The organism is Pseudomonas sp. PICF6, assembly GCF_009831705.1.
Classification (GTDB): Bacteria; Pseudomonadota; Gammaproteobacteria; order Pseudomonadales; family Pseudomonadaceae; genus Aquipseudomonas; species Aquipseudomonas rhizophila.
The window spans coordinates 169871-187962 of sequence record NZ_WUUD01000002.1; the positions used below are offsets into that span (position 1 = coordinate 169871).

General features: G+C 59.7%; 13 protein-coding genes. 7 read left to right on the plus strand and 6 right to left on the minus strand.

Features of this window, described 5'->3' with window-relative positions:
• Positions 1-1156 (minus strand): PLP-dependent aminotransferase family protein (locus tag GSM73_RS01825; protein ID WP_256676647.1); only part of this gene is annotated, 1156 nt, incomplete at its 3' end.
• Positions 1157-1256: 100 nt separating this feature from the next.
• Between GSM73_RS01825 and GSM73_RS01830 the strand changes: the two genes are divergently transcribed.
• Genes GSM73_RS01830 through GSM73_RS01840 form a run of 3 tightly spaced genes read left to right on the plus strand, consistent with a single transcriptional unit; the run spans position 1257 to position 3029 of the window.
• The gene (locus tag GSM73_RS01830; RefSeq protein WP_160891404.1) at positions 1257-1898 is read left to right on the plus strand and encodes an FMN-binding negative transcriptional regulator; all 642 of its coding nucleotides are present in this window, start codon (positions 1257-1259) and stop codon (positions 1896-1898) included.
• 2 nt (positions 1899-1900) lie between these two features.
• Complete coding sequence (locus GSM73_RS01835) at positions 1901-2347, plus strand: GNAT family N-acetyltransferase (RefSeq protein ID WP_160891406.1); 447 nt, start codon at positions 1901-1903, stop codon at positions 2345-2347.
• A gap of 10 nt (positions 2348-2357) precedes the next feature.
• Positions 2358-3029 carry a GNAT family N-acetyltransferase gene (locus tag GSM73_RS01840; protein ID WP_047226706.1) on the plus strand — a complete coding sequence of 224 codons (672 nt, stop codon included), beginning with the start codon at positions 2358-2360 and terminating at the stop codon, positions 3027-3029.
• Positions 3030-3188: 159 nt separating this feature from the next.
• Here GSM73_RS01840 and GSM73_RS01845 read toward each other — a convergent pair whose 3' ends face one another.
• Both GSM73_RS01845 and GSM73_RS01850 read right to left on the minus strand, forming a co-directional pair.
• Positions 3189-8528, minus strand: coding sequence for an OTU domain-containing protein (locus GSM73_RS01845; protein WP_160891408.1), 5340 nt, complete (start codon positions 8526-8528; stop codon positions 3189-3191).
• 235 nt (positions 8529-8763) lie between these two features.
• Positions 8764-9663, minus strand: a complete 900-nt coding sequence (locus GSM73_RS01850; protein WP_047226704.1) for a homocysteine S-methyltransferase family protein — start codon at positions 9661-9663, stop codon at positions 8764-8766.
• Positions 9664-9776: 113 nt separating this feature from the next.
• Here GSM73_RS01850 and GSM73_RS01855 point away from each other — a divergent pair, with 113 nt between their 5' ends.
• Together GSM73_RS01855 and GSM73_RS01860 are read left to right on the plus strand one after the other, a co-directional pair.
• Positions 9777-10598 (plus strand): ABC transporter substrate-binding protein, encoded by an 822-nt coding sequence (locus tag GSM73_RS01855; protein ID WP_047226703.1) that lies wholly within the window; start codon positions 9777-9779, stop codon positions 10596-10598.
• Positions 10595-11431, plus strand: a complete 837-nt coding sequence (locus GSM73_RS01860) for an amino acid ABC transporter permease (protein WP_160891410.1) — start codon at positions 10595-10597, stop codon at positions 11429-11431. The genes GSM73_RS01855 and GSM73_RS01860 overlap by 4 nt, the downstream gene beginning before the upstream one ends.
• 282 nt (positions 11432-11713) lie before the next feature.
• On the opposite strand, the gene GSM73_RS26690 is transcribed toward GSM73_RS01860, so the two are convergent.
• Entirely contained in the window at positions 11714-12178 is a 465-nt protein-coding gene (locus GSM73_RS26690) for a hypothetical protein (RefSeq protein WP_256676648.1), read from the minus strand.
• Between GSM73_RS26690 and GSM73_RS01865 the strand changes: the two genes are divergently transcribed.
• The gene (locus tag GSM73_RS01865; protein WP_256676649.1) at positions 12143-13801 is read left to right on the plus strand and encodes an autotransporter domain-containing protein; all 1659 of its coding nucleotides are present in this window, start codon (positions 12143-12145) and stop codon (positions 13799-13801) included. The genes GSM73_RS26690 and GSM73_RS01865 overlap by 36 nt on opposite strands.
• 63 nt (positions 13802-13864) lie before the next feature.
• Here GSM73_RS01865 and oadA read toward each other — a convergent pair whose 3' ends face one another.
• Positions 13865-15673, minus strand: coding sequence for a sodium-extruding oxaloacetate decarboxylase subunit alpha (oadA, locus tag GSM73_RS01870; RefSeq protein ID WP_107323149.1), 1809 nt, complete (start codon positions 15671-15673; stop codon positions 13865-13867).
• Positions 15674-15684: 11 nt separating this feature from the next.
• On the minus strand, positions 15685-17100 hold the full coding sequence (locus GSM73_RS01875) for an acetyl-CoA carboxylase biotin carboxylase subunit (RefSeq protein ID WP_160891414.1): 1416 nt from the start codon (positions 17098-17100) through the stop codon (positions 15685-15687).
• A gap of 188 nt (positions 17101-17288) precedes the next feature.
• Between GSM73_RS01875 and GSM73_RS01880 the strand changes: the two genes are divergently transcribed.
• Positions 17289-18092, plus strand: an 804-nt coding sequence (locus tag GSM73_RS01880) for a LysR family transcriptional regulator (protein ID WP_160891505.1), incomplete at its 3' end; no start/stop codon positions are given.

Here is an 18092-nt window from a genome sequence, read left to right on the forward strand (position 1 = left end):
GTACATCCACCGCACGACGTCGGGCGAAGGCGTCTACCAGGCCGGGTGGCAACACGAGATAACCCAGGCGCAAGGCCGGGAACGCGACTTTGCCGAACGTCCCGACATAAAGAACCCGCCCCTGGCGATCCAGTGCAGCCAGAGGCGCCAGCGGCGCACCGCTGTAGCGATACTCGCCGTCATAGTCATCCTCGACGATCCAGCCATTATTGCGCTCGGCCCAGGTCAGCAGCTCCAAGCGCCGCGCAAGGCTCATGACGACCCCGGTCGGGTACTGATGGGACGGCGTGACATAAGCCAGCCGACAGTGGTTCAACGTACCCAGCGCCGCGCAATCCAGACCATCGCCATCCACGGGCACCCCTCTGACCTCGGCACCGGCGACCGAGAACGCATGCCCGGCAGCGCGATAGCCGGGGTTTTCCACAGCCACGACGTCACCCGGGTCCACCAGTAGCTGTGCACAAAGGCTAATGCCCTGCTGAGCTCCGCTGGTGATCACAATTTGTTCAGCTGTGCAGTGCAGGCCTCGGGAGCTGCGCAGATACGCTGCGATAAGACCGCGCAAGCGCGCATCACCTTGGGAATCGCCATAGCACAGTTGCTGCAGATCCGGCTTGCGCCAGAAAGCCGCGTTCAGCTTGGCCCAAACCTCGAAAGGAAACAGATCGAACGCCGGAACACCGACCCGAAATGCCCTTGGCGGCCCCAGGGGTGGTTGGGGCAAATGGTGCTTTCCGACCCGTTCCAATGCACCGCTGTGGATAAATTTACTGGATGGACCCACAGGTAAATCCAGCCAATCTGTGGATAAACCAGTGGATAAGCCTGTTGAAAACCCTGTGGATACTTTTGTGGATATGTTTTTCAGCGGCAGGGCCGTCGACGACAGTTTTGCCACATAAGTGCCGTCACCGACCCGTCCCTCGATGAAACCCTCGGCGTAGAGCTGGTCATAGGCCCGCACCACGCTATTGCGGGAAATCGCCAAGGCCGCCGCCAGATCGCGACTGGCCGGCAGACGCGTACCGCTGGCCAACCGCCCATCCAGCACCCGCATACGCAAAGCCTGGTAAAGCTGGCGACTGAGCCCCTGGCGGCGGTCCAGCTCAATGCCTGCGGGGTTGAACGACAGTGGCGGCACGGCGTTGTTCATGAGCGCCCTCGCAAATGGACCTATCGAATTGGTCATAAGTGGCTCTTACAACAGACCAATAGCCTGCCTAGGATGCTCGCATTCGCCAAGGAAAATCGTCATGTACAACCCACAAGCCTTTGTCGTCGAAGACCTGCCCCAACTGCATGCCATGATGGGTGATTGCCGCCTGGCTGTATTGATCACTCACGGTGACCACGGCTTGCAGGCCAGTCATTTGCCACTGTTGCTGGACCCGCAACAAGGCCCCAATGGCAGCCTCTACGGCCACATGGCCCGGGCCAATCCACAATGGCGTGACTTGGAAGCCGGTGCCGAAGCATTGGTGGTTTTCGCCGGGGCCGACGCCTACGTCAGCCCCGGTTTCTACCCCGGCAAGGCCGAACACGGCAAAGTCGTGCCGACCTGGAACTACCTGGCCGTACACGCCTATGGCCGCGCAGAGGTGTTCAGCGATCCCCATCGCCTGCGTAACCTGGTGGGCGCCCTGACCGATCGTCACGAAGCCGGCCGCGCCCAGCCCTGGAAAATCGATGATGCCCCGGCGCAGTACATCGACAGCATGCTCAAGGCCATCGTCGGTTTCACCCTGCCCATCCAGCGCCTGGAAGGCAAACGCAAACTCAGCCAGAACCGCAGCCCCGCGGACATCAGCGGGGTGCGCCAGGGTCTTGCCGCCAGCCTGGACCCGCAGGACCAGGCCCTCGCACACCTGATGCATGACCTATCGCCCAAGGAGTGAACATGAGCCAACCCCAGATCCGCCTCGTCAGCGCTGACGATCACGCCGCCTGGTTGCCGTTGTGGCAGGCCTACCTGCGTTTCTACAACACCGAACTGCCGCAGGCCGTGAGCCAAAGCACCTGGCAACGCCTGCTCGATGATCGCGAGCCGACCCACGGCGCCCTCGCCTGGAACGGCGACACGGCGGTAGGCCTGGTGCACTTCATTTATCACCGGTCGAACTGGAGCATCGAAAACTCCTGCTACCTGCAAGACCTGCTGGTGACAGAGCACAGCCGCGGCACCGGGGTCGGTCGCCAGCTCATCGAATTTGTCTACACCACCGCCAAGGCCGATGGTTGCTGCAAGGTGCATTGGCTGACCCACGAAACCAACGCGACGGCGATCCAGCTCTATGAGCGCATCGCCGAACGCCCGGGTTTCATTCAATTTCGCAAAGCCCTGTAAGGAGCGCAGCATGTCGATTTCCCTCGCCGATTGGAAAGGCGCTCCGGCGCCGTCTACGCAGTTGCTCGAAGGGCGCTTCATCCGCCTGGAAAAACTCGATCCGGCGCGTCACGCCGACGGCCTGTGGCAAGCCCTCGAAGGGCCCGGTGCCGACCCGAAACTCTGGGATTACTTGCCCTACGGCCCGTTCAAGGATCGCAGTGCGTTCGATGCGTGGCTGGCCAATCACGCCGCCAACGTCGACCCGTATTTCTTCAGCGTGATCGACCGCGCCAGTGGCGAGGTGCAGGGCATCCTCAGCCTGATGTCGATCGTGCCAGCACAAGGCCGCATCGAGATCGGCCATGTGACCTTCGGCGCGCCGATGCAGCGCTCGCCGAAAAGCACCGAGGCGATTTATCTGTTGGCCAAGGAATCTTTCGCTCTGGGTTATCGGCGTCTGGAATGGAAGTGCAACAACGCCAATGCCCGTTCCAAATACGCTGCCGAGCGGCTGGGCTTCACCTTTGAAGGGGTGTTCCGCCAGCATATGGTGGTCAAGGGCCAGAACCGCGACACCGCGTGGTACTCGATGCTGGATTCGGAGTGGCCGGCGATCCGGGCAGGATTCGAGCGCTGGCTGAGTGAGGAGAACCAGAGCGCGGGTGGGCAGGTGCTTGGGTTGGTGGAGTGTCGCTCTTGAATTGTTTCGCCTGACAGTCAGCTATCGCGAGCAGGCTCGCTCCCACAGGGGGTTGGCGCAGAGCACCGAACGGGTGTTCGCAGCCGATCCGATGTGAGCCAGCCTGCTCGCGAAGGCTATTTATCAGTCACTGTATTCATTGCCTGTCAATCGCCGATATCACTCGGGTTTGGGTTTCACCTCTCCAATCTTCTTGAGCGAATCGGCGGTGACCCCACGCCTTGCGTACTGCCAGGCCCAGTCGGGTATTGCCAGGTGGCTTTCCACATACACGGCAAAATCCAGAAGGCTATGGCCCAGGCGATTGGTCGGGAAATCAAAGTTGTAGAGATACTGCTGGGCCCGCCGCTGACCAATGGAAAGCAGGCGTTGAATGATCTGGTTCGCGCGAAACTCTTCCGGTCCAAGGCTGCTTCTCAGGGCAAGGGCCAGGTGCATCTCGGAATTCAGCGCTCCAGGTCGGGCAAGCGCCAGGCGGATGGTGGCGTCGTTGAAGTGCGGGCCAATCAGGTCGGCCCAGATCTGGCTGGCGTAATCCTGTCGCAGCGTCTGCAGAGAAGCCCAAAGATTCGGAACATCGAATAACAAGGCGACCCGGCTGTTGGACGGAGGCTGCTCTGCAATGCTGAACAGTTTGGCGACAGCAGGTATATCGCTGTCCATGCTGTTCCCCCTGGCGCCCCCCAGGAACACCAGAAAATCCGCCAATGCTTCTTGATGCGTAACGATATTTTCCAGGTTCCGGTCGTCAAACAGCTGCATCCAATCGACATCGATATTTTCTGTCTGCTCCAATTCGCGATAACGGGTGCTGGCATACTCCGCGAGGATCTCGAAGCGCTTATCGGACAGGGCCGGGTTACGTATCCACCTGGCCACTTCACTCACGCGCAGCAAACCGCCCAGGTTGTGAGAGATGACCGGCGACCTGAAGACGAGATTCGCCCGCCGTAGCAAGTCGGGAAAACTTCTGAGGGCAGTTTTGAACAGATCTACGGTCCTTTCGGCCGTGTCCGTGTAAATAAAATGCTCGAACAGCTCCGAAGTATCATCAACGTATTTGCCGGCATCACTCACCAGTAGACCCTTGGCATCATCCAGGTCGTCGCTATTGACCAGATAGGCCCCATCGAGCAGCGCTTCGATCTGATCGTCGTTCAAATGACCATGCAGCGCTTCTTCGTAAAGGATGTAAGCCGAGCTGTTTTTCGGGTGATGGTCGATCAGTTGCCTCGCGGTAACGCCATATTCGAGCAGAATATGCGCTACATCGGTGGTAATCAGCAGGAACCTGTCATCGAGCAGTTCCTGGACCAACCTGCCCTCAACCGGGCCCAACAGGATGTCTTCGAACAGTTGTTGCATGGATTGCCTTTCCTGCCCGGAAAAAGGCGCGTTGACGCTGGGCGCCAATCTGGCCGGAGGTCGATACGACAATATGCGTCCGACTTGCTGAAGGATTTCCGGCGGCAACCTGGAGGCCGGGTTTGCAGTGATCGCCGCGCGCACGGAACTGTTGATATGCAGGTCCAGGTAACGCAAGGTCGGCTGGAACAGGCGATGCGGGTTGGGCGCGCCGTAAACGATCCGGGTCAGATCGAGCATCGCCGCCGGGCCCAACAGGTTGTCCAGCGAAGGAGCATTCTCGAAGAGCGCCTGTTGTGCCTGGGTGGGCAGAGGTGCCACGTATTGCCCGATATGTGGATGTTGGTCGATATAGTCAGCCACTTCGTTGCGCAAGCCCTGCATCGACAACGATTCGTCCAGCCCTCGGGTGACGGCATTGAAGAAACAATCACCATCGCGAGGGATTTCCACGACCGCCCCTCCCAGCTCCAGATCGTAATGGTGTTGGGTCGTGCGAGTCAGGACAATATCCGTATCTGTTGCGTCGGGGTGGTTCCCCATCGGATAGATGGCTTCTTCCTGCCCGGGGGTAAAACGCACCGACCAGACATGTTCGGGTGTCTGTCGATTGATGATCAGCAAGCTCCGGTTGTGCGGCCAACTGGGTAGACGCGTCACGATTGACGGAATCAGGTCCATCAACTGGTTGTTCCAGGTGCCTGGTGTCCGAATCTGCTCCGACAGGACAGAAGACGAGATGGCCGCAATCTTGGGTTTCGAAGGGCCCGGCTGGGGGTTCGGGTCTCCCGGCCGTTTGCCGCCGCCCCGGCCAAAGCCCACGGCACGCCACTGCCCATCGGACATGCGCGCCACGGTGCTGCGCATCACCCCACTGGAGCGGATGTCCAGCCCCGTCATCGGGTTGACCAGGGTGGCTTCGGTTGCATCCAGCTTCGTGTGGTCATGCACACGGAACACCGTCCCGTCGGGTTGTCGCACATACACGGGGCGAGCCGTCACACTGCCGGTGGCCACATTGCTGATCGTGGCACGATAAAAGCCTCGCGCGTCCGCGGTCAGCCCACGGATCACCGAGACATCCTTCACCGCATAAGGAGCATAGATCGCCATGTCCAATGGCAACCCGGACAGCGCTTCATCCTGACTCTGGCGCGCGGTCACCGCGCGGAAAAAAGATTGGCCCCGAGAGGGCACGGTGCCTCGGGCAAGACGCGATCCGCCATGGTTCGCTACCGCATGTACGAGCGCCAGAGTCTTCAGGTTCAGCGGAATAGCCCCGGTCCTGTACACCAGCAAGCCGGTCTTGATGGCGCTCTTGAGCATCTGGAAACCCGGCGCCAGGAACATACCGGCCAACTCCATGACAACCTCGATCGCCATCTGCCCGAACCTGCCATAGGTTTGATGACGGACATCGCGGTTACTGTTGGAACGCTGATCGGCATGGGCACTGTGAAAGTTGATGTGCGCCCGGTGGAGGGCTTCAAGAAGATCGCCGGTGATCAACGAACCGCGAATCAGCGGACGCCCCCCTTGCTGCCCCAGCGTGCGTTTTATCTCGGAAGGGTTACGCGTGGAGATGCGCGAACGGAAATACGCCTGCCAATCCTCCCGTGGTAACAGCTCGGCAACGCCCTCGCTCAGATCGGCAAACTCGTGGAAGTCCTCGCCCTCGGGACTGTCGGGAAAATAAACCCCCACGGTGCCCTTGATATCCGGCCCTTCCTGATCGGAAAACACCAGCACACCATTGATGCTGACCGCATTGCCCATATGGGCGTGTCGGCCGCCGACGGCCATGCTTCCACCCAACATCAGACCGTACACATGCACGCTGCGCCCCATGACGGAGGCGCGGGCCTCTACCGACGGCGAGCTCAGGACAGCGTCCAGCCAGAGGGCGAGTTTCTTCGTTGATTTGGGTGGGTTGAAGGTCTTATCGACCACCAGGGCCTTGAACACTGTGTCGCCCTTGAGCGAGGCCTCATAGCCTTTGAATTTCAGATTGGCCAGGTACGCTGTCTGCCAGGCGTTCTTGTAGGCCGGTTTATTCATTTGCTCCCTGAGCATGGCCTCATAACTGCCACCGGCATCGATGCTCGTCACCATCTTGGCCAGTTCGCGCCCGCTCAACGTAATGAAATAGCCGTTGGCCGGGTTGCGGATACGTTCGCCGTCGGAATCGATCAGGTAAGCGCTCAGTACCTCCCTCATTGCATTCGGGTGCTGAGACGGTCGCAGGTTATCCAATAGCAACTGGGTCAGGCTGCTGACACGGGACTGCCCCGGGTTGGCCCTCTTCCCATAGAAAAACGTAACCATGGACAGGTCCGGATCGGGGTCTATGTCCGCGTGCACGACCTTTTGCAGATATTGCCTGATCTTCTGGCGGGTGAACTGCAACAACGTCTGGATATCACTGGCTGCCGATTTATAGGCGGCTTCCAATACCAGCAGCTCCAGACCGCGATAATGCGATTTTTCCGCAGAGGTCGCCGTTTTAAAGAAATCAGGGCGATTGTCTTCAACCAGGGTTTCCTGGCGCGCAGCCAGTGGCCCGGCAAGGGACAGCATGGGCAGGTCCCGCGCATTTTCGACATTCAGGGCAAAGGCAGGCAAGGCGAGTGTTTCGTTTACAGGCGCATTCAGAAACGTTTCCAGCGCGGCACTTTGAAACCGCAGCAGGTCATCTGCGGCGATTTCAAAGGCGTGTCCAGACAATTCAGAGGCGATATCCCGAATCCTGCGTTTTTGTCCCTCATAGACAGGGCTGACCTTATTGACCAGATCCTTGAAGGAACGGAATTTCTGGATCCCTCCTTCCAGCGAGTACAGGAACAATGCGGACTGATCGGCCCGTTTGATGGCCATTGCAGCGGGCCATTTGCGGGGCGCTGCGGCACCCATGTCGAGCATGACGGCATAAACATGGGGAATGGGCGCCCGCAACAGGCGGTTTCTGTCCGTCATGCGAGGATGGGTCGTGATGAGGTCCAGCAGGCGATCCTCATCGTTCTGCAGGTTGCGCTCACTCAGAGTCAATTGGAGGGCCGGATCCCGATCAGCCTTGTACAGATCGAACAAATACAAGAAGCGCCGGTACAGCAAAAAAGCAAGCGCCGCTTCAGCTGTGGATGGGCTTGGTGTATCGAGCCAGTCCGCTACGTACTTACCCGTGCGAAACGCAAGGAGGTCATCCTGAAACTGCCGCTTGAGACTTTCGTTGGTGGCCGGTTGAGCGACATAGAATGCCGACTCCATGATCGCTGCAGTTTTCCGATCCAATGGGCTGACAAATAGGCTGTCAGCCTCTTCCACCGTATCCGCACGACTGAAGAATCCCACGCCATCGACCGTGTAGGTGGGCCGTGTGTCCGTTGTCAGGCAGCTCAACATGACGTCGGTAAAACGCTGCGAGGAGATCAACGCACGCTTACCCATCGAGTCGACGCTAAAGTGGTTCACGTAGCAGTGATCCGGGTCCAGGTGCTCAAACGCCGAGGCACGGAATTTCCCTTGCGCAAGCTTTGCCTTGATTCTGCCGACCAGCAGACTCTTGAGTACCGTGTCGAACGTTGGAAGCGCGGCGAGCAACCGGGCCAGCTTCACCTGATTGGCATCCAGAAGCCCCAATTGCCGGAGCTGCTCTTTTTCACGGGCGCCGAGCAGATTGCCGTGAGCATCCACCTCGGTGATGAGGGGCTGTCCAGTGCCCTGATAACCGGGCTCGATGCCGGCTCGCAATTGCTGCAGGACGTCTTGCGAGAGTGCTTTACCGTTGGCCCGCAGTGACGAAAAGTCCAGGGACATCTGACTTCGGTGGGGATAAACCCAGCCCTCTCGCGGGGACAAGGCGGAGGAGGAAGCCCGGCTTTGATGGGCTCTCAGAAAGCCTTGTGTCACGGCGTCCCGCAACGCCACCGCGGCGGTTTTGCGTTCAGCGGCCGAATCGACAGTCTCGACCTCCAGATAAGTGACCTGAACCTGCACCTCGCCGGTGAGGCCCCATTGGGCTAACCATTGATCGGCAAATGTATGAGGTTGAAATCGGCTCCCGTTGGGTAACAGGCTGATGGGTTTCAAGCGCGCGAAAGAAGGCACGCCACGTTCATTTTCAGAGAAAACAGTCATTTCAGTGTCCGGTTGTGATCAGGGCTGGGACCCTATCGCGCCGTTCGAGCGGAAATGACATACATATGTATGGAGGGGTTAGAGGGTTCGGGGAAAAGCGTAAGTCCAAATGTCAGCAGAATCTCACGACTCCGTGGCGAAGGAGCTTGCGCTCGGTTGCGCAGCAACCGCAAGTTCTTAGGGCCGCTGCGCAGCCCCGCGCCACAGGGTTATTCCACAGTACGATGAACCAGGCTCAGACCAGCTTTTGCGCCAGCACCGCAATATGCTCCGGCCCAATCCCGCAGCAGCCGCCCAGATGGCTTGCCCCGCGCTTGCGCCAGTCAGCCGCCCACTGAAGGTACCCTGGTGGATCAAGGTCTTCGCGCAGCGGGTCCAACCCGTCGTTGGCCGTCGCCTCCTTCGGCTGCGGTGGGAACGCGTTGGCGTAGGCTCCAATGTGGATCTTCACCCCCAGACGCTCGAAGGTGTCCCGCGCGGCATCGATTGCTGCGCCGATCACTTCTGGTTGGCTGCAATTGAACAGCAGCGTTTCGACGCCGAGCTCGGCGGCCACTGCCGCCGCGTCCGCCACCGGCTCACCGGAACGCAGGCGCGGCACTTCATCGGTGTCTTCATCTTTCAGGGTGAATGACAGCCAGAACGGCTTGCCGTCCTTCGGCAGCCCGGCGTGGATCGCTCGCGCTTCAACCGTCGAGCTTTGGGTTTCGGCCAACCACAGGTCAACATGAGGCGCCAGGCCTGTCACCAGCGGCGCCAACAGTTCATTGGCACGGCAAGCATCGAACAAATCGGGTCGATAGGAACCGAACAACGGTGGCAGCGACCCGGCAATCCGTACTGATTTGCCTGAGGCCTGTACCGCCCGCTGCGCCAGCTCCCCAGCCAGCGCCGCCAATGCCTGGCCCTCGGCTGCAAAGCGCTCCTCTCCAATGTGAAACGGCACTACGGCGTAGCTGTTGCTGGTAATCACGTTGGCGCCGCTGGCGATGTAGGCCGCGTGTACCGCTTCGACCGCCTGGGGTGCTTCGCTCAAGGCCAGCGCCGACCACTCGGGTTGTCGGAACGGGGCGCCCCGACGTTGCAGTTCGCGGCCCATGCCGCCATCAAGGATGACTATCGTTGCTGCGCCCATATGCGATTCACTCATAAGCTTATGAAAAATACTCACTACCGGAGTCCTTCTTATAACTATTTAATACGCACCCATCGGTTAACCACAACTTATTTTTCAGCCAGGGATCTCTCGTGAAATTTCAACCGCTGCTGGCCCTCGGCCTGACTCTACTGGCCGTTTCGTCACAAGCGCTCGCTGGCGCCACGCTGGATCGCATCGAGCAGAAAAAAGAACTGGTCGGCGTGCTGATGGAAAGCTATCCGCCCTTCTCATTCCTCAACGATCAGAACCAGCTCGACGGTTTTGACGTGGATGTTGCCAAAGCGGTCGCCGAAAAACTGGGCGTGAAACTGCGCCTGGAAACCCCCTCCTGGGACGTGATTGCCGCCGGGCGCTGGAGCGGGCGCTATGACATCTGCATCTGCTCCATGACGCCAAGCAAGGCCCGCGCCGAGGTGTTCGATTTCCCGGTCCAGTATTACGCCTCGCCAGCGGTGATCGTAGTCAACGCCAAGGACGACAGCATCCATGGCGCCAGTGACCTGAGCGGCAAGAAAGTCGGCCTCACCAGCGCCTCCAGCTACGAGAGCTACCTGAACAAGAACCTGGTGATCGAAGGCGCCGAAGACACCCGTTTGAGCTACCCCTTCGAGGACGTGCAGATCGCCCCGTACGACACCGACAACGTGGCCTTCCAGGATTTGGGGCTGGGTGCCGGGGTGCGGCTGGACGCGGTGCTGACCAACTTGGTGACTGCGCAGCCGCGCCTGAGCGAAGACAAACGCTTCAAACTGGCGGGCGAGGCGCTCTATTCCGAGCCGAACTCGGTGGCCATCGAAAAAGGCGACGCCGAGTGGAACAGCAAGGTGCGTGAAGTGTTCGCCCAGTTGAAACAGGACGGCACCTTGAGCAAGCTTTCCCAAAAATGGATCGGCGCCGACATCAGCCAATGACTTCCTTTCCATCCCCTTCTCGGCCACCGCAACCGGTGGCCGAGTCGCGCCTGAAAAAGATCTTCGGTTTTCGCACACGGTTGTACCTGATCTGGGCAGCCATGCTGGTGTTGTTCGCGAGTTTTTTCCTGAGCTTCGACCTGAAATTCTCCATCATCCTGGACAAGCTGCCGAATCTGCTGGGCGTGCACCTGGCACCCAACGGCTTTCTGCAGGGCGCGGCGCTGACGCTGTTTCTATGCCTGTGTTCGATCGTCGCTTCGTCCTTGCTGGGTTTCATCACCGCCCTGGCGCGGCTGTCCAGCAGCGCGGTAGCCTTCGGCATTGCCAGTTTCTACGCGTCGTTCTTTCGCGGCACACCGCTGCTGATCCAGATTCTGCTGATCTACCTGGGCCTGCCACAACTGGGGCTGGTGCCGGGCGCGATTGCCGCCGGGATCATCGCCCTGTCGCTGAACTACGGCGCCTACCTGAGCGAAATCTTCCGCGCCGGCATCCTTGGCGTCCCCCATGGCCAGCGCGAAGCCTCCCTTGCGCTGGGCATGGGTGAAACCGTGATCTTCTGGCGCGTCACCCTGCCCCAGGCCATGCGCACCATCATTCCACCGACCACCAACCAATTCATCTCCATGCTCAAGGACTCGTCCCTGATCTCGGTGATGGGCGTCTGGGAAGTGATGTTCCTGGCGCAATCCTATGGTCGTTCCAGCTACCGCTACATCGAAATGCTCACCACGGCGGCGATCATTTACTGGTTGATGTCCATCGCGTTGGAGCTGATCCAGGCGCGGACGGAGCGGCATTATGGGAAGGCTTATCTCAAGCGCAGCTGACAGGACAGTTCCGAGGATCTTGTAGGGCGACGCTTCATGTCATGGAAGCCAACGCGACAATCTCTGGATCGCAACACGACCGGCCTACAGATTCCATCTGCTGTGGCTTGCCCAAGGCGCGGCGTTAGCTGGCAGCGTGACCGGGGGTGGAATTTTTAAAGTGCGGACTTCTTTCAAGAGAGGCCGCACTCGATGTCTATCCAACATTTACACCCACCCCAACACCTTGCCCTGGCAATCGCCTTGGCGCTCGGCTGCGCGGATGTTTCGATGGCTCAGCCATCAGCCGATATTCTCACAACCGCCGAGCAACAAGAGCACCTCAGGGCCTTCGCCGAAGCTAAGGATACCAAGCGGCAAAATGCCAACACCTCCCGTAAAGGCGACGCGAAATGGACGGGCAAAAATGACTGGGTCATCATCAGCGCAAACGCAAAATTCCCCGGGATCATTGATGGTGGCGGTGGAAAAAACGTTCTGCGCCTGGACGCCGCCAAGCATCCGATATTGGCTGAAACCCGAAACTTCATGGCTTTGCAGGTTGCGCAAGGTGAATGGCAACACACCGGGCATTTCGCAGGCTGGGGGGTGATCGAGCCAGAGGCCACGTTGCTCAATACTGGCCGAATCGACGGCCAGGTAGGGGTTCTCGGCAAGCTGGACAACCAGGGCGTGGTCGCCAATCGCGTGACTGTCGAGCCAGGTGCCAGCATGACGAACTCCGGCGTGGTCAATGGACAGGTTCATGTACGCGAAAGGGCCAGCTTCAGCGGCAATGGCACTGTGGAGTTCTTGAGTGTCGCGGGCCAGTTGGAAGTCGGCCCCGAAATAGGCGCACCCTCCATTACTCAGGACTTCTCGTTGGCGGAGAGTGCCGAACTGATCTACGGGGTCAATGCAGATGGTGGTAGCTCCACGATCAACGTTGAAGGCACCGCGCTCCTCAACAACGCGACGCTGACCGTCGCCGGCGTGCCGGGCGAATACATTGAGGCGCGCGAGCACACGGTCATCCGCGCGGGGAAGATCGAAGGAACGTTCGGCACGGTCTCCAGCAATCTGGCCTTCATGACGGCGACGCTGAGCCCCACCGATACGCAAGTCAACCTGACTTACGCGCGCAACGATGTTCCCCTCAAGCAAGCAGCAACTACCGAAAACGGGCAAGAATTTGCGGCCCATATCGAAGCGCTGCAACCGGTCAAACCAACAGCGCCCGTCCCCAACGACGGGCCCGCCGTTGCACAGGCAGCTGGTGCCCGACCAGGGATCGAAGCCCCAGCAATCAAACCCGTCGAGCCACCCAAAATCACCAGCACCGCTCCCAAACCCACCGGCCAATTGCAAACCACCCAGCCAGTCGCAAAACCCAACGCCGCCATCAACGCCTTGCTCGGCAGCGATATGATGACCGCCGCCAGCGCCATCGACCAACTGAGTGGCTACAACACTGCGGATCTGGGCAACGCCACCTTGAGCAGCATCGCGCCGATCAGCAGCGGAATGCTTTCGGCCATGGGCCAGAAAAACCCGGGGAACGTGCATGCTGACGGTCAAGTCTGGGTCCAGGCCATTGGTAACAGCGGCAGTATCGGCAAACAATTGGGCAGCTATGCCCTGAAACACTCGACCAGAGGTGTGATGCTGGGAACCGACTGGGCCATCAGCCCTGATTGGCGCCTGGGGATAATCGGCGGCAAGACGCAAACCCGGCTGGACGGCCAGCAGTTCGATGGTCGGCTCGACAGTTGGCACCTGGGCGCCTACGCCTTGCGCCAGGACGGGCCATGGGCGCTGCGCCTGGGCGCCGTTTACGGCAATCATGACGGCAGTACCAAGCGTCATGTGCTCTTCAACGGTTTCAGGGATCGCCTCAAAGGTCGCTACGATGCCAATACGCAGCAGGTCTTTGGCCAGCTCGGTTACAACCTGAACATCGGTCACTTCGATATCGAGCCTTATATCGACCTTGGTTACCAACGCTACCAACGCGATCGCTATTCGGAGAACGGTGGCGACGCGGCGTTGCAGTTCAACGGTCAGACCCAGGACTATTTCCACAGCAACCTGGGCCTGCACCTCGCCCGGTCATTCTCTCTTGACCAGGGCATGCGACTGACGCCGCGCTTGAGTCTCGGTTGGAAACATCTCTACGGCGAGACCCGAGGCGCTTCCCGCCAGGGCCTGGTCGGCGCAGGCAAGTCGTATACCGTCGAAGGCGTCGAACTGGACCGTGACAGCCTGCTCTTCGAAACAGGGCTGGACCTGGCCGTTTCGCCCAGGCATACCCTGGGGGTGAGTTATAAGGGTGAAACCGGTCAGGACAACCGTAACGGGGCGTTGATGGGCCAATGGCGAATGATGTTCTGACAGGCAAAAAAAAGGGGAGCACATGCCCCCCCGAGGTTAAACGGTTGTATCGAGGCTGTTAGCTCAGCCTTCGATCTCGATCAGGATCTCGCCCGGATTGACCCGGTCGCCCTTGGCGACATGAATGGCGGTGACCTTGCCGGCGATAGCCGCCTGCACTTCGGTTTCCATCTTCATGGCTTCGGTAATAAGCACCGCTTGGCCGGCCTTCACCACATCGCCCTCCTTGACCAGCACATCGACGATGTTGCCCGGCATGGTGGTGCTGACATGGCCCGGCGCAGTGGCTTGTTTGCGCTTGCTGCTGCCGCCGCCGACAAACTCATTGAGCGGTTCGAACACGACCTCTTCGGGCATGCCATCGATGGACAGGTAGAAGTGACGCTTGCCTTCAGCCTTGACGCCCACGCCGGTGATGTCGACGCGGTAGGTTTCGCCGTGAACATCGATGACGAACTCGGTCGGCACGCCTTCACCGCCCGCCGAGCTCACACTGCCCGCCTCAGGGATTGGCAACAGCACTTCCGGAGTCAGGGTGCCGGCTTCGCGTTCTTCGAGGAACTTGCGCCCGATATCCGGGAACATGGCGTAAGTCAGTACGTCTTCTTCGGATTTGGCCAGTGCGCCGATTTCGCCACGCAGCTTGGTCATTTCCGGCTTGAGCAGGTCGGCCGGACGCACATCGATCACGTCTTCGCTGCCGATGGCCTGACGGCGCAGCTTCTCATTCACCGAACCCGGAGCCTTGCCGTAGCCGCCCTGCAAATAGAGCTTCACTTCGTTGGTGATGGTCTTGTAGCGCTCACCGGCCAGCACGTTGAAGAACGCCTGGGTGCCGACGATCTGCGAGGTCGGGGTCACCAGCGGCGGGAAGCCAAGGTCTTCGCGCACCCGTGGAATCTCTGCCAGCACCTCGTTCATGCGATTCAACGCGCCCTGCTCTTTGAGCTGGTTGGCCAGGTTGGAAATCATCCCGCCCGGCACCTGATTGACCTGGACGCGGGTGTCCACCGCCGTGAACTCGCTTTCGAACTGGTGGTATTTTTTGCGCACCGCATAGAAATACAGGCCGATTTCCTGCAGCAATTCCAGGTTCAGACCAGTGTCGAACTCGCTGCCCTTAAGGGCTGCAACCATCGATTCGGTGCCCGGATGGCTGGTGCCCCAGGCGAAGCTGGAGATCGCGGTGTCGATGTGATCGGCGCCGTTTTCTACGGCCTTGAGCTGACACATCGCCGCCAGGCCAGCGGTGTCATGGGAATGGATGAATACCGGCAACGACTGCTCGGTCTTCAATGCCTTCACCAGCTCGCCAGTGGCGTACGGGGTCAGCAAACCGGCCATGTCCTTGATCGCCACCGAGTCGCAACCCATGGCTTCCATTTGCTTGGCCTGGGCTACGAAAGCCTCAATGGTGTGCACCGGGCTGGTGGTGTAGGCGATGGTGCCCTGGGCGTGCTTGCCGGCGGCTTTCACCGCCTCGATGGCGACCCGCAGGTTACGCACGTCGTTCATCGCATCGAAAATACGGAACACATCGATGCCGTTGACCGCAGCCTTGGCCACGAACGCCTTGACCACGTCATCGCTGTAATGGCGATAGCCCAGCAGGTTCTGACCACGCAGCAGCATTTGCAGGCGAGTGTTGGGCAGCGCCGCACGCAGTTGGCGCAAGCGCTCCCACGGGTCTTCCTTCAGGAAGCGCACGCAGGCGTCGAATGTTGCGCCGCCCCAGACTTCCAACGACCAATAGCCGACTTTGTCGAGCTTGTCGCAGATCGGCAGCATGTCTTCGGTGCGCATGCGGGTGGCGAGCAGCGATTGGTGAGCGTCGCGCAGGATCGTATCGGTTACGTGAATCTTCTTGGACATTGTTATTTTCCTTACAGGCCTGCGTGGGCGGCAATGGCGGCGGCGATGGCCAGGGCCAGCTCTTCGGGTTTGCGCTTGATCGAGTAGTTGGTCAGCTCAGGATGGCTTTCAACGAAGCTGGTATTGAACTGGCCACTACGGAATTCCGGGTTGCGCAGGATTTCCTGGTAATACGCCGCGGTGGTCTTGACCCCTTGCAGACGCATGTCGTCCAGGGCCCGCAGGCCACGGTCCATTGCTTCTTCCCAGGTCAGCGCCCAGACCACCAGCTTCAGGCACATCGAATCGTAGAAGGGCGGAATGGTGTAGCCGGTATAGATCGCTGTGTCGGTGCGCACGCCCGGGCCGCCGGGGGCGTAGTAGCGGGTGATCTTGCCGAAACTGGGCAGGAAGTTGTTTTTCGGGTCTTCGGCGTTGATCCGAAACTGCAGCGCGAAGCCACGGTGATGAATGTCTTCCTGCTTGACCGACAACGGAAGCCCGGAGGCGATGCGAATCTGTTCACGAACAATGTCGATGCCGGTGATTTCTTCGGTGATGGTGTGTTCCACCTGCACCCGGGTGTTCATCTCCATGAAGTACACCTCGCCCTCGGCGAGCAGGAACTCCACGGTGCCGGCGTTCTCGTAGCCCACAGCCTTGGCGGCGCGCACCGACATGTCACCAATGTAGGCGCGCTGCTCAGGCGTCAGTTGCGGGCTGGGGGCGATCTCGATCAGCTTCTGGTTGCGACGCTGGATCGAGCAATCACGCTCGAACAGATGCACCACGTTGCCAAAACTGTCACCCAGGATCTGCGCTTCGATGTGCTTGGGATTGACGATGCATTTTTCCAGGAACACTTCCGCCGAACCAAAGGCCTTGGTGGCTTCGGAAATGACCCGCGGGAAAGCCTGTTCGAGTTCTTCGCGGCTGTTGCAGCGACGGATACCCCGACCGCCACCACCGGACGTAGCCTTGAGCATCACCGGGTAACCAATGCGGTCGCCTTCGGTCAGGGCCTCTTCGATGCCCGATACGTTGCCTTCGGTGCCCGGCGTGACCGGTACGCCGGCCTTGATCATGCTGCGACGCGCTTCGGTCTTGTCGCCCATGCGGCGAATGACTTCAGCCGACGGACCGATGAATTTGATCCCGCGCTCGGCGCAGATGTCCGCCAGCTCGGCGTTTTCCGAGAGAAAGCCATAACCGGGATGCAACGCATCGCAACCGGTTTCCACAGCCAGGTTCACCAGTTTGCGCGGGTTGAGATAGCCGGCCAGCGGATCGGCGCCGATGCTGTGGGCCTCGTCCGCACGCTTGACATGCAACGCATGACGGTCAGCGTCGGAATAGACCGCGACCGAGCGAATGCCCATCTCGGCGCAAGCGCGCACGATGCGGACGGCAATCTCACCACGGTTGGCGATCAGGATCTTTGTTATCAATTGGAGGTTCCCTTGAGCCGGTGGTACCACGACCTGGAGCTTCAGGTCGACGCGTGACCAGATGTAACAATCGGTCGCAGCACCACACTAGTCCTGGCTGTTGATTAACAAAAATGAATATTTATTGGGTCGTGCATAAGCAAAGACTTATAGTTGACTCATCCGCCCCGCCCGAGAGCCTATAGAAAATGCGTAAGTCATTGATGCGTATGACATTGCGTCAACTGCAGATTTTCAATGAGGTGTGCGACCTGAGGTCCTACAGCCGCGCAGCCGACGAAATGTCTCTCACACAACCGGCCGTTAGCCTACAGATTCGATCACTTGAGGAGCTGATTGGCCAGCCGCTGTTTGAGTACGTTGGCAAAAAACTCTACATGACCGAAGCCGCCGAAGCCCTTCAACGCGCCAGCCGGGACATCTTCGGGCGCCTGGAAAACCTCGACATGCAGTTGTCGGACATGCAGGGCTCGCTGCAAGGCCAACTGAAGCTGGCGGTGGAATCCAGCGCCAAGTACTTCGTGCCGCACCTGTTCGCCGCCTTCAAGCGCCAGCACCCGGAGGTCAACCTGAACCTCACGGTGGTCAACCGCGGCCAAGTGATCCGAAGGCTCTCGGACAACCGGGACGATCTGGTGATCATGTCCATGGTGCCTCAGGACATGGGCCTGGAATTCCTGCCATTTCTCAATAACCCGATCGTCGCTGTGGCGCCGCCCGACCATCCGCTGTGCCACATGGGCCCGTTGCGCTTGCAAGACCTTGAGCCGTATACGCTGCTGCTGCGCGAGCCAGGGTCAGGCACGCGGCTGGCCTGCGAGGAATATTTCAAGGAGAAACGGGTGCACTTCACCCAGACGCTGGAAGTGGCGTCGGCGGAGGCCCAACGCGAATGCGTTCTCGCAGGGCTGGGCGTGGCGCTGTTGACGCGCCACGCCGTAAGCCGGGAGATGGTGTCCGGCGCTCTCATCGAGTTGCCGGTGGAGGAGCTG

Bases quoted from the DNA above. Each gene is read 5' to 3' on its own strand.
- GSM73_RS01830 (WP_160891404.1), top strand. From the start codon at position 1,257: ATGTACAACCCACAAGCCTTTGTCGTCGAAGACCTGCCCCAACTGCAT.
- GSM73_RS01835 (WP_160891406.1), top strand. From the start codon at position 1,901: ATGAGCCAACCCCAGATCCGCCTCGTCAGCGCTGACGATCACGCCGCC.
- GSM73_RS01840 (WP_047226706.1), top strand. From the start codon at position 2,358: ATGTCGATTTCCCTCGCCGATTGGAAAGGCGCTCCGGCGCCGTCTACG.
- GSM73_RS01845 (WP_160891408.1), bottom strand. From the start codon at position 8,528: ATGACTGTTTTCTCTGAAAATGAACGTGGCGTGCCTTCTTTCGCGCGC.
- GSM73_RS01850 (WP_047226704.1), bottom strand. From the start codon at position 9,663: ATGGGCGCAGCAACGATAGTCATCCTTGATGGCGGCATGGGCCGCGAA.
- GSM73_RS01860 (WP_160891410.1), top strand. From the start codon at position 10,595: ATGACTTCCTTTCCATCCCCTTCTCGGCCACCGCAACCGGTGGCCGAG.
- GSM73_RS01865 (WP_256676649.1), top strand. From the start codon at position 12,143: ATGACGAACTCCGGCGTGGTCAATGGACAGGTTCATGTACGCGAAAGG.
- GSM73_RS26690 (WP_256676648.1), bottom strand. From the start codon at position 12,178: ATGAACCTGTCCATTGACCACGCCGGAGTTCGTCATGCTGGCACCTGG.
- oadA (WP_107323149.1), bottom strand. From the start codon at position 15,673: ATGTCCAAGAAGATTCACGTAACCGATACGATCCTGCGCGACGCTCAC.